The organism is Paraburkholderia caffeinitolerans (genome assembly GCF_902859945.1).
Lineage (GTDB): Bacteria > Pseudomonadota > Gammaproteobacteria > Burkholderiales > Burkholderiaceae > Paraburkholderia > Paraburkholderia caffeinitolerans.
Genome location: NZ_CADIKL010000008.1, coordinates 1 through 15491, shown reverse-complemented (window position 1 = coordinate 15491; position 15491 = coordinate 1). Strand labels below are relative to the sequence as shown.

Annotated in this window: 15 protein-coding genes; 2 read left to right on the top strand and 13 right to left on the bottom strand. The window is 62.4% G+C overall.

Going from position 1 to position 15491, the window contains the following annotated elements; translation table 11 throughout:
- Positions 1–29 precede the first annotated feature (29 nt).
- Genes HV773_RS09935 through HV773_RS09905 form a run of 7 tightly spaced genes read right to left on the bottom strand, consistent with a single transcriptional unit; the run spans position 30 to position 7868 of the window.
- The gene (locus tag HV773_RS09935; protein ID WP_175194886.1) at positions 30–1004 is read right to left on the bottom strand and encodes an NAD(P)H-dependent flavin oxidoreductase; all 975 of its coding nucleotides are present in this window, start codon (positions 1002–1004) and stop codon (positions 30–32) included.
- 53 nt (positions 1005–1057) lie between these two features.
- On the bottom strand, positions 1058–2371 hold the full coding sequence (locus tag HV773_RS09930) for an MFS transporter (protein WP_175194884.1): 1314 nt from the start codon (positions 2369–2371) through the stop codon (positions 1058–1060).
- Between the two features lie 28 nt (positions 2372–2399).
- The gene (locus tag HV773_RS09925) at positions 2400–3566 is read right to left on the bottom strand and encodes a CaiB/BaiF CoA transferase family protein (protein WP_175194882.1); all 1167 of its coding nucleotides are present in this window, start codon (positions 3564–3566) and stop codon (positions 2400–2402) included.
- A gap of 11 nt (positions 3567–3577) precedes the next feature.
- Complete coding sequence (locus HV773_RS09920; RefSeq protein WP_175194880.1) at positions 3578–4372, bottom strand: enoyl-CoA hydratase/isomerase family protein; 795 nt, start codon at positions 4370–4372, stop codon at positions 3578–3580.
- Positions 4373–4374: 2 nt separating this feature from the next.
- The gene (locus HV773_RS09915; RefSeq protein ID WP_281365265.1) at positions 4375–5496 is read right to left on the bottom strand and encodes an acyl-CoA dehydrogenase family protein; all 1122 of its coding nucleotides are present in this window, start codon (positions 5494–5496) and stop codon (positions 4375–4377) included.
- Positions 5493–6680, bottom strand: coding sequence for an acyl-CoA dehydrogenase family protein (locus HV773_RS09910; RefSeq protein ID WP_175194876.1), 1188 nt, complete (start codon positions 6678–6680; stop codon positions 5493–5495). Before HV773_RS09910 ends, HV773_RS09915 begins: the two co-directional genes overlap by 4 nt.
- Before the next feature lie 18 nt (positions 6681–6698).
- Positions 6699–7868 (bottom strand): acyl-CoA dehydrogenase family protein, encoded by a 1170-nt coding sequence (locus tag HV773_RS09905; RefSeq protein ID WP_175194874.1) that lies wholly within the window; start codon positions 7866–7868, stop codon positions 6699–6701.
- Positions 7869–7976: 108 nt separating this feature from the next.
- Between HV773_RS09905 and HV773_RS09900 the strand changes: the two genes are divergently transcribed.
- The gene (locus tag HV773_RS09900) at positions 7977–8777 is read left to right on the top strand and encodes a GntR family transcriptional regulator (RefSeq protein WP_246282258.1); all 801 of its coding nucleotides are present in this window, start codon (positions 7977–7979) and stop codon (positions 8775–8777) included.
- A gap of 25 nt (positions 8778–8802) precedes the next feature.
- Here the strand turns inward: HV773_RS09900 and HV773_RS09895 are convergent, their stop codons facing one another.
- From HV773_RS09895 to tssG, 6 genes are all read right to left on the bottom strand, one after another.
- Positions 8803–9693, bottom strand: a complete 891-nt coding sequence (locus HV773_RS09895; RefSeq protein ID WP_175194872.1) for a LysR family transcriptional regulator — start codon at positions 9691–9693, stop codon at positions 8803–8805.
- Positions 9694–9781: 88 nt separating this feature from the next.
- Positions 9782–11032, bottom strand: coding sequence for an acyl-CoA dehydrogenase family protein (locus tag HV773_RS09890; protein ID WP_175194870.1), 1251 nt, complete (start codon positions 11030–11032; stop codon positions 9782–9784).
- 29 nt (positions 11033–11061) lie between these two features.
- Entirely contained in the window at positions 11062–11826 is a 765-nt protein-coding gene (locus tag HV773_RS09885; RefSeq protein WP_175194869.1) for an SDR family oxidoreductase, read from the bottom strand.
- A gap of 46 nt (positions 11827–11872) precedes the next feature.
- Positions 11873–12901: a phosphotransferase gene (locus HV773_RS09880; RefSeq protein WP_175194867.1), complete on the bottom strand. Its 1029-nt coding sequence runs from the start codon at positions 12899–12901 to the stop codon at positions 11873–11875.
- A 43-nt stretch (positions 12902–12944) separates the two neighbouring features.
- Positions 12945–13619 carry a histidine phosphatase family protein gene (locus HV773_RS09875; RefSeq protein ID WP_175194866.1) on the bottom strand — a complete coding sequence of 225 codons (675 nt, stop codon included), beginning with the start codon at positions 13617–13619 and terminating at the stop codon, positions 12945–12947.
- 111 nt (positions 13620–13730) lie between these two features.
- Entirely contained in the window at positions 13731–14813 is a 1083-nt protein-coding gene (gene tssG, locus HV773_RS09870) for a type VI secretion system baseplate subunit TssG (protein WP_175194864.1), read from the bottom strand.
- A gap of 193 nt (positions 14814–15006) precedes the next feature.
- Between tssG and HV773_RS09865 the strand changes: the two genes are divergently transcribed.
- Positions 15007–15491 (top strand): transposase (locus HV773_RS09865; protein WP_425496170.1); only part of this gene is annotated, 485 nt, incomplete at its 3' end.

The following is a 15491-nucleotide window of genomic DNA, read 5'->3' as shown; positions in this document are numbered from 1 at the left end:
ATCGAGAGACCCGTATCAAGAGACCCGTATCATCCCATCATTGTTGCGAGCCGCTGGCTGATGATGCCTTCGGCCTCGCGCATGATGCGGTCGATCAGTTCCTTTACGGACGGGATGTCGTGAACAAGTCTGGCCACCATGCCGCAGGACCAGGCGCCGGCGTCCATCGCACCCTCGAGCATGATCTTGGGGTAGACGCCGGCCACTTCGCCGATGATGTCGTCGAACTTGATCGCGCTGCCCAGCGCGCGCTCTTTCTCCACAATGCGGTCCACGGCCTCGTTACGGAGTACGCGTTCGGTGTTGCGCAGCGGGCGCATGATCAGCCGGGTATCGAGTTCCGTGGCCGCCACAATGGCCTGCTTCACTTTTTCATGCACTGGCGCTTCCCGGGTCGCGATGAAGCGCGTGCCCATATTCATGCCCTCGGCGCCCAGCGCCAGCGCTGCTACGAGGGAGCGGCCGTCGGCCATGCCGCCGGAAGCGACGAAGGGAATCTTCAATTCGTCGGCGGCGCGCGGCAACAGAATGAAATTGGGCACGTCGTCTTCACCGGGATGACCGCCGCACTCGAAGCCGTCGACGCTCACGGCATCACAGCCGATGGCCTGAGCCTTTAGCGCATGGCGCACCGACGTGCATTTGTGGATGACCTTGACGCCGGCATCATGCAGTGCCGGGAGGTATTTCTCGGGGTTGTTGCCAGCCGTCTCGACCACTCTTACGCCACCGTCGACGATGGCCTTGATGTATCCGGGGTAGTCGGGAGAACTGACTGTTGGCAGGAAGGTCAGGTTGACGCCGAATGGTTTATCGGTCATCTCGCGGCATCGGGCGATTTCGCGCGCGAGGTCGTCCGGCGTTCGCTGGGTCAAGCCGGTAATGATGCCGAGGCCGCCTGCGTTGGACACAGCGGAGGCCAGCTCGGCAAATCCGACAAAGTGCATTCCCCCTTGAATGATGGGATGTTGAATATTGAAAAGCTCGGTGATTCTGGTGCGCATGATGGGTTCCGCCTGGTAACGATTGAATACTTTTTTTCGAGCGGGGTCGAAGGTCAGTGCATATCCGCCGACAACACACCACCCGCGTCTTGTTTGCACAAGCGTGCGCGGTCAGCCGCGGGTTGAACCAGAAGCGCCGATAGAAGGCCGCCCAGCGTGACAAAAATGCCTGCCAGCATCAGTCCGGTCCGATACCCATCAGCCTTGACGGGAGAAAGGTCGATGATATAGCCGATGACGATGGGGGTCACCAGGCCGGCGAGCGTCATGATGCAATTGTTCAGGCCCAGCATCCCGCCGCGTTGGCGCGGCGGCGTGATTTCGCTGATCATCATCACGCTGCTCACAAAGGCGAAGCTCGGCACGCCGAAGGTCCACATCACAAGAATCATCAACATGGGGCCGGCGTCGAGCCGGGTGACCAGCACCAGCGACAGGCCTGCGCTCATCACCAGCGCAGCACCCAGTACTCCACGGGACAGCCGGGTCGAGAGCCCCCGGCTTTGAAGACGTTGAGACAGCCAGCCGAGTAGCGGCGTCAGCACGATTTGCGTCATGGCGGGGAGCGCAACGATCGTTCCGACTCTGGCGGGCGAGTAGCCGACGGTCTGCTCGAGGTAGCTCGGCAGCCAGATGGTCGCGATGGTCAAGATCACGTACGCCGAGAATCCCGCCGCGAAGCAGCCGAGCGAAGTGCGCAATAGTGCGAGGCGGATCATCGGAATCTGTTCCGGCAATGCGCTGGCCGAAGCATCGGTGCCACCGTGGTGGCCGCCGCTCGTATTGTCCAGCGGCCCTTCTTTGCCCGTCACCAGCCAGAAGGCGGCCCAGACCAGGCTCGCGATCGTGACCGCGAGAAAGGCCGAGCGCCAGCCGTATGTCACGATGATCCAGATCACCACAGGGGCCACGACCCCGGTTCCGAACGCTCCGCCCATCGACAACAGCGTGGATGGCAGCGCTCGATCCTTGTCGTGGAACCATTTGTACAGCGAGTGCATGGCCACCGGATAGGCGGGCCCTTCCGCGGCGCCCAGGATGACGCGCGATACGAGCAAGGTCGCCGGCGTGGCCATCAGCAGCAGGGGGGCCTGCGCGACCGCCCAAATTACTGTCATGCCAATCAGCATCCAGCGTGTCTTGACGCGATTGGCGATCAAGCCGCCGATCAGCCCGGAAATTGAAAACAGCAAAAAGAAACTTCCTGCAATGCGGCCGAACTCGCTGTGAGACAGCTTGAGATCCCGCATGATGGGAGCGGCCGCCAGACCAATGACCGCTTTATCCGCGAAGTTCACCGCCATGAAGAGAAACAGGCCCAAGGTGATGAACCACTGATAGCGGCCCTTAACTGAAGTTGTGCTCATCTGCTTTCCATGTCTATGGGCAACGTGTTCACTGAAGCTCGGCCAATACCTCTGCTGTGTGCTCGCCGAGATGCGGAAGCTTGCCGGATCGCCGGCGATAATCGCTGAGCAGGCTGAGGCCCGGAATGTTCATCGCGGTGCGTTTCGCCGTGTGCGTGGGAACGAATAAATCCTCGGATACGCCATTCTGTCCGGGGTGAATCTGATCCATGGTCCGAATCGCCCCAACGACAACGCCGGCGTCAGTCAGAAGATCGCAGACTTGCCCGGTGGAAAAATGCCTGAACGCGGCGTTGAGAATAGTCAGGAGTTCTGTTCGGTTTTGAACGCGCGAGCAATTATCGGCGAAGCGGGGATCGCTAGTGAGCGACGCCTGGCCGATCGCGGCGCACAAGCGTGGAAAATGCTGCTGGGTATAAGCCGAAACCACCACGAGGCCATCGCGGGTCGCCACGACTTCAGCGGCGGGCGCGGCCATTGGCTGTCCGTTGCCGCGCCGCATCGGCACTTCGTTCTGCAAGCGATATTCCGCCCATGCGTTCGCCAGCGAGGTCACGGCAACGTCGATGAGCGAGAGCTCGATCAAGGAACCGCGGCCGGTAACCGTGCGTCGATACAAGGCAGCGAGCACGCCGCTCACCAGCGTCTGCGCGGTCAGCACGTCGACGACGGTGAAGCCGATACGAACGGGGGCGCGCCCGGCTTCGCCGTTCAGGCTCATCATGCCGCTCTCCGCTTGAGCCGCGATGTCCAGGCCCGCACGCACGCTGGCCGGCCCCGTCTGCCCAAAGCCGCTGACCTGCCCATAGATGAGGCGTGGCAAACGCTCCGTCAACTTCTGCGCGCCGAGTCCGATTCGCTCCAGGCTGCCCGGCCGGGCATTTTGCAGGACGATGTCCGCGCGATCGACCAGGCGGTGCGCATGCTGTTGCCCCTCCGCGCTGCGCAGATTCAGCACCACGGAGCGCTTGCCGCGGTTATAGGCGCTGAACATCGGGCCGCAGTCGTCCTGTACCCAGCCAATCTGGCGAGCAGCGTCGCCGCCGTCCGGCTCGATCTTGATGACATCCGCACCGAGATCGGCGAGTGCCTGTCCCGCAGCGGGCGCCGCGATGTACTGCCCGAATTCCACGACGCGGATGCCGCGCAACGGCGCCTCTTGATCGTCGATAGGGGGCTGAAACGTGTTGGCCATCTCAAGACTCCTTAGCGCTTGCCGAACACCGGTTTGCGTTTTTCAAAAAAGGCTTGGGCGCCTTCCTGGAAATCCGCGCCGGAAAACAACCCGGGAGCGTTGTCGAGCTGAAACGCCAGGGCGTCTTCGAGATTCATGGGGGCATTGCGAAGCCCGGCCTTGATGCGGCCATAGGCGCGCTGCGGACCGTTGGCAAGTTTTTGCGCCAGAGCGAGTGCGGCCGGCAGTGCGGAACCGTCGGCCACGTATTCGTCCGCAAGGCCGATTTCCACGGCCTTCGCACCCTGGACCTCGGTGGCCATGAGCATCATGCGCCGCGCATGGGTTGCGCCGACGCGCGCGGGCAAGGACCAGAACAACGCTGCGTCCGGCATCGCGCCGACGCGTGTAAAGGCGCTGCAAAACACCGCGTCCTTGCCGGCCACCACGAGGTCGCAGGCCAGCGCCAGGCCGAGGCCGGCGCCATAAGCGGCGCCATCCACGGCGGCGATGACGAGTTTTTCGCCAAGCGCGAGGCGTCGGTAAAGCCACGTGTTGCGGGTCATGCGCCGGTGCACTTCGTCTTCGCTGCTCCCGGCCAGCAGCTTGAGGTCGCCGCCGGAGCAAAACGCGCCGCCGGCCCCGGTGAGAATGGCGACGTGCAAGTCGGGATCCTGCTCGAAGGTTTCCAGACCGGCCAGCAGCCCTTCCAGCACGCCAGGCGCCTGAAGCGAGTTGCGCACGTTTGGCGCATTGATGGTCAAGGTCAAGACGTGGTCCGTGCGGCTCTCGATCACGGCGGCCGGCGAGGCGAGTGTCGTATCCATGTTCATTGTCCGGGTTGCGTTGAAAGTGAAAGGCCGGCGAGACGCTCCTGGTGGACATGCATCGCGCCATGGAGCGAGCTGGCCAGTGCCAGGCGGCGCACGTATTCGCCCAGTGCGTATTCCTCGGTCATGCCGATCGCGCCATGAAGCTGGACCGCTTCTTCCCAGACATGGCGGGCAAGATCGCATGTGCGAATCGCGAGCGCGGCTACATTTCGCGGCATTGGCGATGCCGCAGTTGCCCGCCACAATGCCTTCACCTCTTCGATCTCGACGTACAGATCAACCAGCCGATGCTGAATGATCTGGTTGCTACTGATCGCTCGCCCGAATTGCTTGCGCATTTGCAGATACTCGTGCGTGATGTCGAACGCCGCCGCAGCCGTGCCCGCGGTTTCCGCGCAGTGCGCGATCAGCCCACGGTCCACAGTGGCCTGCACCATGGCGCGGATCGAGTCCGCCCCTGCGCTATGGACCAATACAGCCGCTGCGTTTTCCAGCTGCAACCGGGCCGCATGCCTGCCGTCGTACAGACGCTCGTTGTGAATCCGCGCGCCCGGCGTTTCCGGGGTGAGCAAAAAAATGCCCCAATACCCGGCCTGGTTATCGAGCGTGGCGGTCAGCAGCACGCCGTCCGCGCCCTCGAGACCCGGGCTGCGCCCTTTGGCGCCGGTGAGCAACCACTGGCCGCTCTGGCTTCTGGCCGTCACTTGCGGGTTGAACACCGCGCCTTCGCAGCCGGGTTCCCATGCCGCGAAAGCAAGGCGCCGCTCGCCGGCGGCCATCGCGGGCAGCCACTCGGAGCGCAGCGGCTCCTGTGCGGCGGCGATCATCAGATGGCTTGCCATCACCGCGCTGGCGACGAACGGCTCGATCAGCAGCCCGCGCCCCAGTTCTTCGGCGATCAGGCAAATGTCTTCGAAACGGCCACCAAGGCCCTGGTCGTCTTCTGGAATCGGGAACGCGGTCCAGCCCATCTCGGCCAGCATTTCCCAGCGCGCATCAGGGCAACCCGAGCCATGCGCGGAGGACGCTGCGCGCAGGGGTTGCGTACAGGCCTGATTGCTCCAGCGGCGGACGCTGTCGGCGATCATTTGCCGTTCATCTGTGTGTGCGGTGCTCATAGTCCGAGTGCCTGCTTTGCGAGGATGTTGTGCTGGATTTCGCTCGAACCGCCGGCAATGGTGTAGCCGCGAGCGAGGAAGCGGCGCGACGACGCCGTGCCGGCCAATGCGTCGCGTTCCGTGGCGTCGGGACGAGCCTCCAGCCAGTTCGGATCGAGCCCGTGTGCTTCGGCGCCGAGCGCGTCGACGGTGAGCGCTTCCCAGAGCTGGATGAGGCGGCTGCCGCGCATCTTGAGCATCGACACTTCCGCGCCCAGGATTTCGCCGTCCTGTTGCCGCTTGATGAAGCGTGCGGCATTGGCTTCGAGTGCGATCAGGCGCGATTCGAGGTCGGCAAAGCGTTCGCGGAACCACGCTTGCTGACAGACCGGCTTGCCCATCTGCGTGCGTGTCAGGGCGGCCTCGCGGGCGCGGCTCATGCGCCGTTTGTTTTCGCCGATGCGGGCGAGCTTGAGCCGCTCGAACTCCAGCAGCGATTTCGCAATGGTCCAGCCGCGGTTTTCTTCGCCCACCAGCATCTCGCAGGGCACGCGGACGTTGTCGAGGAACACCTCGTTGAACACCACCCAGCCGTGGATGCCGACGATGGGACGCACCGTGATGCCGGGCGTCTTCATATCGATCAGCAGGAATGAGATGCCTTCTTGCGGTTTCGCGGCCCGGTCGGTCCGCACGAGACAGAACATCCAGTCTGCGTATTGCGCATAGGAGGTCCAGATTTTCGAGCCGTTGACCACATAGTGATCGCCTTCGCGGCGTGCCTGGGTCGCGAGCGATGCCAGATCGGAACCGGCATTGGGTTCCGAATAACCCTGGCACCACCACTGATGCCCCGAAGCGATGGCCGGCAGAAAGCGCTGCTTTTGCTCCTGCGTGCCATAGCGGATCAAGACCGGCCCCAGCATGTCGAAGGTGACGCTGTTGAGCTCGGGCGCGTGCCCCAACGCCATCTCCTCGTCGAAAATCATTTGCTGCTGGACGGTCCAGTCCTGGCCACCCCATTCAGCCGGCCAATGGGGCACCAGCACGCTCTGCCTGCAAAGGATTTCGTGCCATTGCACCATCTGCGCCCGCGATAGCTGCTGGCCTCGCTGGCTGGTGATGCGGATATCCGGCGGCAGCGCGTCGCGGACAAATTCTTTGATTCGTTGCCTGAACAAGGCGAGGTCGTTGGAGTCGTTCATGGTGGCGGTGCGGGAAAGTCAGGCGGAAAGGCGCTGGTGCAGCGCGCGCCTGGCGATGGCGGAGCGATGGACCTCCGATGCGCCGTCATAAATGCGGAACGGCCTGAGCATCCGGAAAATCATCGAAACGGGGGTGTCTTCGGAAATCCCCATGGCGCCGCAGATCTGGACTGCGGAGTCGGCCACGCTGCAGACGGTTTCGGAGACGAAGACCTTGGCCATCGAAGAGTGATGACGAATCGATTCCCCCGCATCGAGCCGCCTGGCGACGTCGCGCGTCATCAGGCGCGCGGCATAAAGCTGGATGTGTGCATCGGCGATCATCGCTTGCACCATCTGGTGGTCGGCCAGCCGGGCGCCGAAGGACTCGCGCTGGCTGGCGTATTCCTGTGCAATATCCATCGCACGAGAAGCAAGACCGATATAACGCATGCAGTGGAACAGGCGGGCGCCTTCGAGCCGCAATTGGGCATGGTCCAGACCTTTGCCCTCTTCGCCAAGCAGCGCATCTTCCGGGACTCTGCAGTTATGCAGAACAATTTCCCCATGACCGCCGATATCGAATGGCTCCATGGTCGGGATGATGCGCGTGACTTCGAAGCCAGGTGTTCTGGAGTCCACAAGGAACCACGAAACACCGGCATCCGTGCGTGCGACGACGATGGCGAACTGCGCGTATGCGGCTCCGGTGATGAACCACTTGTGGCCGTTGATTTCCCAGTCTCCACTATCGAGCCTTCTTGCTGTCGTGTTCAGCATGCGCGGATCCGAGCCTGCGCCTGGCGCCGGTTCGGTCATCGCGAAACACGAACGTAGCTGTCCGTGTTTCAGGGGCTCCAGATAACGCTGCCTTTGGGTGGGCGAGGCCAGGGCCTCCAGTGCGAACATGTCCGGCTGAATAGGGGGCGCGCAGTGCAGTACCGCCGGACCGAGAAAGCTCCGCCCGGCGGTTTCGAGGTAGGCGCAGCATTGCTCCCATGTCAGGCCCAGACCGCCTTCTGAGCGATTGCCGCGCGGCCTGCCCAGCCCCAGGGCGAGCGCCTCGCGTTGCAACGCCTGTACTGCTTGCTGGACGGCGTGCGTGTCGTGGGCTTGAAGAAGCTGCTCTCGAGGGATGACCTGGCTGTCAATGAAGTCTCGCAGCCTGGCCGTCAAGGCTTCGTGGTCCGAGGAAGGTAGTGCAGTCACGTCCGGATCTCCTTGCGGCTATCGCAGGCCGGAATAGTCGGCCGGCCATCGACCTGTCATAATAGGTTCGATGTGGGCGATTATGCTTTACCTATTATGACAGGTTGAATGAAGGTAAACCCTTTAGATTGTTCCGGCGCCATGTTTAAACTCACCTCTCCCAGCACCGCAGTCCCGGGCGAATCATCGGATTGCGCAGACGATTTGCCTTTGTTTGCTCAGGTTCAACAGCAATTGCGTCAGGAAATTCTTGAAGGCAGTCTGGCTTCGGGGCAAAAGCTGCCTTCCGAGTCGAAGCTTCAGGCGAGATTCGACGTCAGCCGCATCACGGTGCGTCAAGCACTATCGGCCTTGCAGGCGGAGGGGCTGGTGGAGACCTTCAATGGCAAGGGCAGCTTCGTCACCAGGCCATCGAATGCTCCACGGCTGGGCATGTTGACGGGTTTCTACGAGCACATGCGAGCCCGGGGGAAAACCGCGGAAGGCCGCATCTTTTCGGTCAAGGCCATCAAGGCAACGAAGCTGCTTGCGCATGACCTCAAGATCAAGGCCGGGACACCGTTGACATCGATATCCACCGTTCGCCTGGCGGACGGCGAGCCGGTGGTGGTCGGGAAGCTTGTCATGGCGCCCGATCTGGCCACCACGATGCTGGCGCATAACCTGGAGACCGCCGACGCGATGACCCTGCTGGAGACAGAACTTGGCTACCGGCTGGAAAGCACCCACATCGAGACCAGTGCCGTTTTGGCCGGGGATGAGCGGAGTCGCATGCTCGATGTCGACCCTGGAATGCCGCTATTGCGGATCACATTTGTGCCGCACGACATCAATAACACGCCGCTGTTTTACGCCGAAATGTATTTCCGCCCCGACAAATTCACCTACAAGGCGGTGATTCGCCGGTAATTCCGGGCGGGTTTGGGCGCGCCGCTCAACCGCGCATGAGTTCGAGAATCCGGGCGCGCAGCCACAGACTGGCCTGGTCCTGCTCGCTGCTGCGATGCCAGTACAGATGCCATTCCAGATCGGGAAGCTCGAACGGCAGCTCGAAAATGCGTGCATCGTGCCGTTGCAACAGTTCGACCGGCGCGGTTAGCGCGAGATCGGTGCGCAGCGCCACGAGCGGCGCGACCATGTAGTGCTGCACGCGCATCTGGATGCGCCGCTGCCCGCCGAGCTTCTTCAGCTCCGCGTCGACGAAGCCGCTTCCCTGGCGGCGGCTCGACACCTGGATATGGCCGAGCGCAAGGTAATCGTCCATGGTCAGCGTATCGCCCGCGAACGGGTGGTCGTGACGCAGCATGCACGCATAGTGGTCGTTGCCGAGCGGCGCTTGATGCAGTTGCGGGTCGTCGACGAGCGGCACGTCGATCGCAAAGTCGATCTTGCCGGTGGCCAGCGCGGTGGACATCTCGCTGCGCGGCGTGAAATAGCATTCGATGCTCATGCCGGGCGCCTGTTGCTGGAGGACTTCGCCCAGCGCGGGCAGCAACATGGCCTCGCTCAAGTCGGGCATGCTCAGGCGGAAGGTTCGCTCCGAAGTGGCGGGCACGAACACATCGCCTTCGGTCGCGCTTGCTTCGAGCAGTTGCAGCGCTTCGCGCACGCGGCCAATGATGTTCTCGGTGAGGGGCGTGGGCACCATGCCGGCCGATGTGCTCACGAAAAGCGGGTCGTCGAACGCCTTGCGCATGCGGGCCAGCGCATTGCTGACCGCGGGCTGCGTGATGAAGAGCGCCTCGGCTGCGCGAGTCAGATTGCGCTTCTCGTAGATCGATTCGAATACGACGAACAGATTCAGATCCAGTTTGGGGGAACGCATCTCACAGTCTCCGTTTGCCTTCATCATAAACGAGAGGCGCCGTGACGATGCGTTCGTCCCTTGTCGCTGGACTGCGCTGCGCGAGGGATCAGTCGCGCAACGGTGCGTTCAGGTAGGCCGCCATGGTGCCGAGCCGTTCCTTGCCGCGCGCAAGCTCCATTTTCGCAATGGCCTGGAGGTGGACTTCGTCGGGGCCGTCGGCGTAACGCAGCGCGCGCCCCCAGGTCCAGTGATCGGCCAGCGGCGTGTCGGGGCTCACACCCATGGCGCCGAACACCTGCATCGCGCGGTCGCAAACAGCGGTATGAACCTGCGGAACCAGCGCCTTGATCATCGAGATCTCCTTACGCGCCGATTTCGCGCCCACCTCGTCGATCAGCCACGCAGCTTTGAGCACGAGCAGCCGGGCCTGATCGATTTCGATGCGCGACTTCGCGATCCATTCGCCCACCGTGCCATGCTGATGCAGATACTTGCCGAAGGTCTTGCGCTCCTGTGCGCGCTCGATCATCAGTTCGAGCGCGAGTTCCGCCGCGCCGATCGAGCGCATGCAGTGGTGAATGCGCCCCGGTCCGAGACGCGCCTGCGCGAGCGCGAAGCCGCTGCCTTCCTCGCCGAGCAGGTTCGATGCAGGCACGCGCACATTGGTGAACGTGATCTCGCAATGGCCTTCCGGCGAGACATGGTTCATGACCGTGATATTGCGCACGATCTTCACGCCGGGCGTTCCCGCCGGCACGAGAATCATGCTTTGCTGGCGGTGAGTTTCGGCATCGGGATCGGTCTTGCCCATCACGATGAAAATCTTGCAGTTCGGATGCGCCGCGTTCGTGATGAACCATTTGCGGCCGTTGATCACGTAGTCGTCGCCGTCGCGGCGGATCGACGTCGTGATGTTGGTTGCATCGGAGGAGGGCACGTCCGGCTCCGTCATGGCGAACGCCGAGCGAATCTTGCCCTCCAGCAGCGGCTCGAGCCACTGCTCGCGCTGCGCCGGCGTTGCGAACATATGGAGCAATTCCATGTTGCCGGTATCGGGCGCATTGCAATTGAAGACTTCGGGCGCCCACGAAACGCGTCCCATGATTTCGGCGAGCGGCGCATATTCGAGGTTCGTGAGGCGCGTGCCGGGTTCGTCGTCGTGCAAATGCGGGAGGAACAGATTCCACAGACCCTCGGCTTTGGCGAGGGCCTTGAGATCTTCCATGAACGAAACCGGGTAGTGGCCTGCGTGCACTTCTTCGTGCCATTGGCGCTGGCGCGGCACGATATGCTCGTCCATGAAGTTGCGCACGCGGCGGATCAGGTCTTCGACCTTGGGGCTATAACCGAAATTCATGATGTATCGACTCCGAGGGTATGTTCGCCTTAGATCGTCAGTCCGCCATCGACGACGATGCACTCGCCGTTCGTATAGCTCGCCGCGTCGGACACGAGATAGAGCACGGTGCCAGCCATGTCTTCTGGCTCGGCGTGGCGGCGCAGCGGGATTTCGCTCATCCAGCGGTCATGGATGTCCTTGTTCTCGAACAGCGCGCCCGCGAACTTCGTCTTCGTGAGACCGGGCAGCAGTGCATTCACGCGAATGCCGAGCGGGCCGCATTCCTTGGCGAACGCGCGGGTCATGTTGACGACGGCCGCTTTCGTGATCGAGTAAATGCCTTGACGGTCGCCGGGCTGCAGCGCATTGACCGAAGCGGTATTCACGATGGTGCCGCGGCCCTGTGCCTTCATCATCTTGCCGGCTTCCACCGACATGAAGAAATAGCCGCGCACATTCACTTCGACGGTCTTGTTGTAGGCAGCCAGATCGGTATCGAGGATATGGCCGAAATACGGATTCGCCGCCGCGTTGTTGACGAGAATGTCGAGCCGCCCGTGCTGCTCGCGGATATGGGCAAACGTGGCGGTGATGTCCTCCATGCGGCCGACGTGGCAGGCGAGGGCTTCGGCGCTGTGGCCGTTCTCGCGAATGCTCGCGGCAACGGTTTCGCAATCTTCGAGCTTGCGGCTCGACACGATCACATGGGCGCCTTGCTCGGCCAGCAGCCTTGCAATGGCTTCGCCGATGCCGCGGCTCGCGCCGGTCACGAGCGCGATCCGGCCCGAGAGGTCAAACAGGTTCGTGGTCAATCTCGTCTCCTTGATTCGGTGTGAGTGTCCGGACGCGGGTGAGGCGTCATGCAATCAGTTCCGCCGCGAGAGTCGCGAGCGGTTCGACCATGCTGCCCACTTCGTGTGCGTTCGCGTTCGACGCATTGCCTTGCAGCGCGCGCGCTTTCACGCCCTGGGCAATCGAGGCGAGGCGAAAGAAGCTGAACGCCAGATAGAAGTTCCAGTTGGCGATGCCTGGCAGGCCACGTAGTTTGCAGTACTGCGCAATCATTTCTTCTTCTTCGGGAATACCCAGTGCGGCACGGTCTTGTCCGCGCAGCCCTGTGATATGCCCCTTCGACGGCAGGCGCAGACACATGCAGAAGTACGCAAGATCCGCGAGCGGATTGCCGAGCGTCGAAAGCTCCCAGTCGAGTATGGCGCGCACGCGCGGCGCATCGTGATCGAAGATCAGGTTGTCGATGCGGAAGTCGCCGTGCACAAGCGTCGGGCGCTGCGTGTCGGCCGGGCAATGCGCGGGCAGCCACTCGATCAGCGCCTCCATGGGCGCGATGCGCTCTGTTTCGGCGGCGCGGTATTGCTTGGTCCAGAGTTCGATCTGACGCTGGAAATAATTGCCCGGGCGACCGTAATCGCTCAAGCCCACGCGTTCGGGATCGACATCGTGCAGCGCGGCGAGCGTCGTGACGATCGCGGAGTAATAGTCGCGCCGTGCATCTCGATCGACTTCGGACAGCGCGGGGTTCCAGAAAATGCGCCCATCCTCGTAGCTCATCAGATAGAACAGGCTGCCGAGGACGTCGCGGTCTTCGCAGAGATGCCAGACGCGCGCGACGGGAACCGGCGTGTCGGCCAGCGCGCTCAGCACGCGAAATTCGCGGTCGACGGCGTGCGCGGATTTGAGCAACTGTCCTGGCGGCTGGCGGCGCAGCACGTAACTGCCGCTTGGCGCTTCGATCAGCCAGGTGGGGTTGGACTGGCCGCCCGGGAATTTCGTGGCGCGCGCGGGGCCGCGAAAGCCCGCGAGATGCTGCTCCAGGTAGGGCGTGAGCCGGCCGAGGTCGAGCGACGGGCTGGAGAGTTCACTGGTCATATCGTTCAATGCCGGACGTGTACTTGTATGCCTGGTGGACGGCCTAGCCGTAGGTTCGAAACGCGTGGCGCTGCGGATCGTCGAGATGGGCGAGGCCGTTGAAGCTCGACAGTTGCAGCGCCTCGCGGTTGAAGTAGCAATGCGTCACGCTGCTATTGAGGATTTGCATGTTCAGCGCGATGGCCGTTGCAGCAGGGGCTTGCAGGATCTGCTGAACGAATGCGCCAATCACGCCGCCCGAGGTGACCACCAGTACGCGCTGCGCGCCGCTTTGCTGAATGGCGGCCCGGGCGTTGGCAACGCGCTGCTGAAATGCGCTCCACGTTTCGGGCGCGCGCTCGACGAGCGTGCCTTCGGTCCACAAGCGCAGCACTTGGCGCAAGGCCTTGAAGAACTCGCGCGAACCGCGCTTGACGGCATCGGCAAGGTGGCGATGCTCGTCGGGCAGCGCGGCAAAGAGCGCGTAAAAATCGTATTCGTCCAGACCGGGATGGATTTCGCACCGCGCGGGAAGGGTGGGCAGTGCGTGGCGGATCGCGTCGAGCGTTTGCGCGTGGCGGCGCAGCGTGCCCGTCACGATGTGGTCGAACCGGACATCATCGCGCACGAAATGCTCGCCAAGCCAGAGACCTTGCTGCTCGCCCGCCGCTGAGAGGCAGTCGTAATTGTCCGCGCCGAGTGACGCCTGGCCGTGCCTGATCAGATAGAGTTCAGCCATCGCTTCGCTAGCCATTGGAGGAGTGGGGCTAGATTAGCGGTAGCTTTGGTATTGATGAAGTTTATTTGATGAATGGGTGGGAATTCATGCTGATGATGGTGTGCGGGTAAATCAGGTAGATGATTGCGCAGGTGCTCTGCGCAGCCGCCAGGACATATCAGGACGATCGATGTCGGAGGGACGCGTCGAGAGGAAGGCATTGAAGCCGAGCCGGCCATTGCTGCCGAGTTCAACCGGGTTCACGCCGTCGCGACGGAGTACGAGGCAGACTTCATATTCGAGCGTCATGCCCGCTAGCAGGTACAGCATGCGGGCAAGCGCAAGCGCACGCTCGGAGCCTGGGAGGAGTTTGTCGTACTGTGCTGCTGTCAGTGGCCCGATGACCAGACGCACGCGCAGGTTGCGCAGCCAGATCCGCTCGCCTGCCAATGCGTTTGTGCCAAGGACGATGTTGCCCTGCCCAAGTTTCGACTGCTGCCTGGGCGGGACATCGTACATATGGCCGACAAACTGTTCGATACGTATCCGCACATCGAAGTAATCGGATAGCGTGCGCTGGAGGTAATACGCGGAGACGGCGCGATGGCGCGCCACGGCGCCATGTCCGGCCACCGCGTCGCTGATAAGCGCGCCGGGTTGCTGATGCAGAGCCTGTTGCGTGCTGGCGTCGGCAATGCCGGCCAGCGACTGCAGAATCGGCAGATAGCGCGCGTTCCGGTCGAGTTCGTAGTGGTATGGCAGCCGGTACTTCTTCCATGCGGCGTAAAACCAGGCTGTTGCCCGGTTCGAGAAGATGTCGAGAAACGCTCGTCCGGAGTGGTCGTGGTTCGTGTGCTCCTGGTCCGCGATCTGCTCGGTATAGCGCAGGGGCAGTGCGCCTTGGCTGCCGAGCAGGCCAAAGAAGGCTGGCGAGAGATCGATGCGGAATACCTCTGAGGCCGTGTGCTGTGGCTTTTCTGTCAGACGTTCGCCATCGACGTTATACGAAACAATCTGCTTAATCTCGCTGGGCGGAAATGCTGTCGATAACGTTGTTCGAAATGTAATCCGGTAAGCGAGCACATCGCGTTGCCGTGCCCCGCCGTGTTCGACGAACCAGCGTTCGAGCATATGTACCGCGTTGAAGAACTCGAAGCGCCAAGGCTCGGTTAGCAGATGGTCGAGGGGGGAAGGTGATTCGGGATGGGGTGGCATGGGGAAAATGCTTCAGGTTGGTGGGTATCGGGCGCTAGTGTCGGCCGTTGCATGGTTCCAATTGCAGCAGAAGTGGCTGACGGATTTCGACGGGCGTGTCGTGCTTGCGATCATTTCTTCTCGTCGCCCTGCGCCTGGGACCTATCCGGCATTTTGTGGGCGAGGCATATCATGAGAGGTAAAAATCATGGATATGCCGATGAAGAAGAAACGTACGGTGGCGTCTCAGGCAGCGGCCCGAGGGCCGCTGCCTGAACTGCCCAAGGCGCTGCTGGACGAACTGGTCAAGGGGCCGATGACGCCAGCCCAGGTGCAGGATCTGATGCTGGCGTTCAACAAGGCGGTCATCGAACGCGCGATGGGCGCCGAGATGAACCGGCATTTGGGCTATCCGCCGGGCCAGTCCAAACCAGCCGGGCAAGCCAACGAGCGCAACGGCGCCAGTGGCAAGACCGTCATCACGGATCGCGGCCCCGTGCGCGTGGAGGTACCCCGCGACCGTGACGGCAGCTTCGAACCCATCCTGATTCCCAAACACGAACGCCGCTTCACCGGCTTCGACGAGCGCATCATCGCGATGTACGCGCGCGGCATGAGTGTGCGCGAGATTCAGGCCTTTCTGGCCGAAAGCTACGGCACCGAGGTATCGCCCGATTTCATCAGCTCGGTCACCGACGA

Excerpts from the sequence above, each read along its gene's own strand:
- HV773_RS09915 (WP_281365265.1), bottom strand. The coding sequence starts at position 5,496 with ATGAGCACCGCACACACAGATGAACGGCAAATGATCGCCGACAGCGTC.
- HV773_RS09875 (WP_175194866.1), bottom strand. The coding sequence starts at position 13,619 with ATGGCTGAACTCTATCTGATCAGGCACGGCCAGGCGTCACTCGGCGCG.
- HV773_RS09890 (WP_175194870.1), bottom strand. The coding sequence starts at position 11,032 with ATGAATTTCGGTTATAGCCCCAAGGTCGAAGACCTGATCCGCCGCGTG.
- HV773_RS09895 (WP_175194872.1), bottom strand. The coding sequence starts at position 9,693 with ATGCGTTCCCCCAAACTGGATCTGAATCTGTTCGTCGTATTCGAATCG.
- HV773_RS09880 (WP_175194867.1), bottom strand. The coding sequence starts at position 12,901 with ATGACCAGTGAACTCTCCAGCCCGTCGCTCGACCTCGGCCGGCTCACG.
- HV773_RS09935 (WP_175194886.1), bottom strand. The coding sequence starts at position 1,004 with ATGCGCACCAGAATCACCGAGCTTTTCAATATTCAACATCCCATCATT.
- HV773_RS09920 (WP_175194880.1), bottom strand. The coding sequence starts at position 4,372 with ATGGATACGACACTCGCCTCGCCGGCCGCCGTGATCGAGAGCCGCACG.
- HV773_RS09930 (WP_175194884.1), bottom strand. The coding sequence starts at position 2,371 with ATGAGCACAACTTCAGTTAAGGGCCGCTATCAGTGGTTCATCACCTTG.
- HV773_RS09900 (WP_246282258.1), top strand. The coding sequence starts at position 7,977 with ATGAAGGTAAACCCTTTAGATTGTTCCGGCGCCATGTTTAAACTCACC.
- tssG (WP_175194864.1), bottom strand. The coding sequence starts at position 14,813 with ATGCCACCCCATCCCGAATCACCTTCCCCCCTCGACCATCTGCTAACC.
- HV773_RS09925 (WP_175194882.1), bottom strand. The coding sequence starts at position 3,566 with ATGGCCAACACGTTTCAGCCCCCTATCGACGATCAAGAGGCGCCGTTG.
- HV773_RS09910 (WP_175194876.1), bottom strand. The coding sequence starts at position 6,680 with ATGAACGACTCCAACGACCTCGCCTTGTTCAGGCAACGAATCAAAGAA.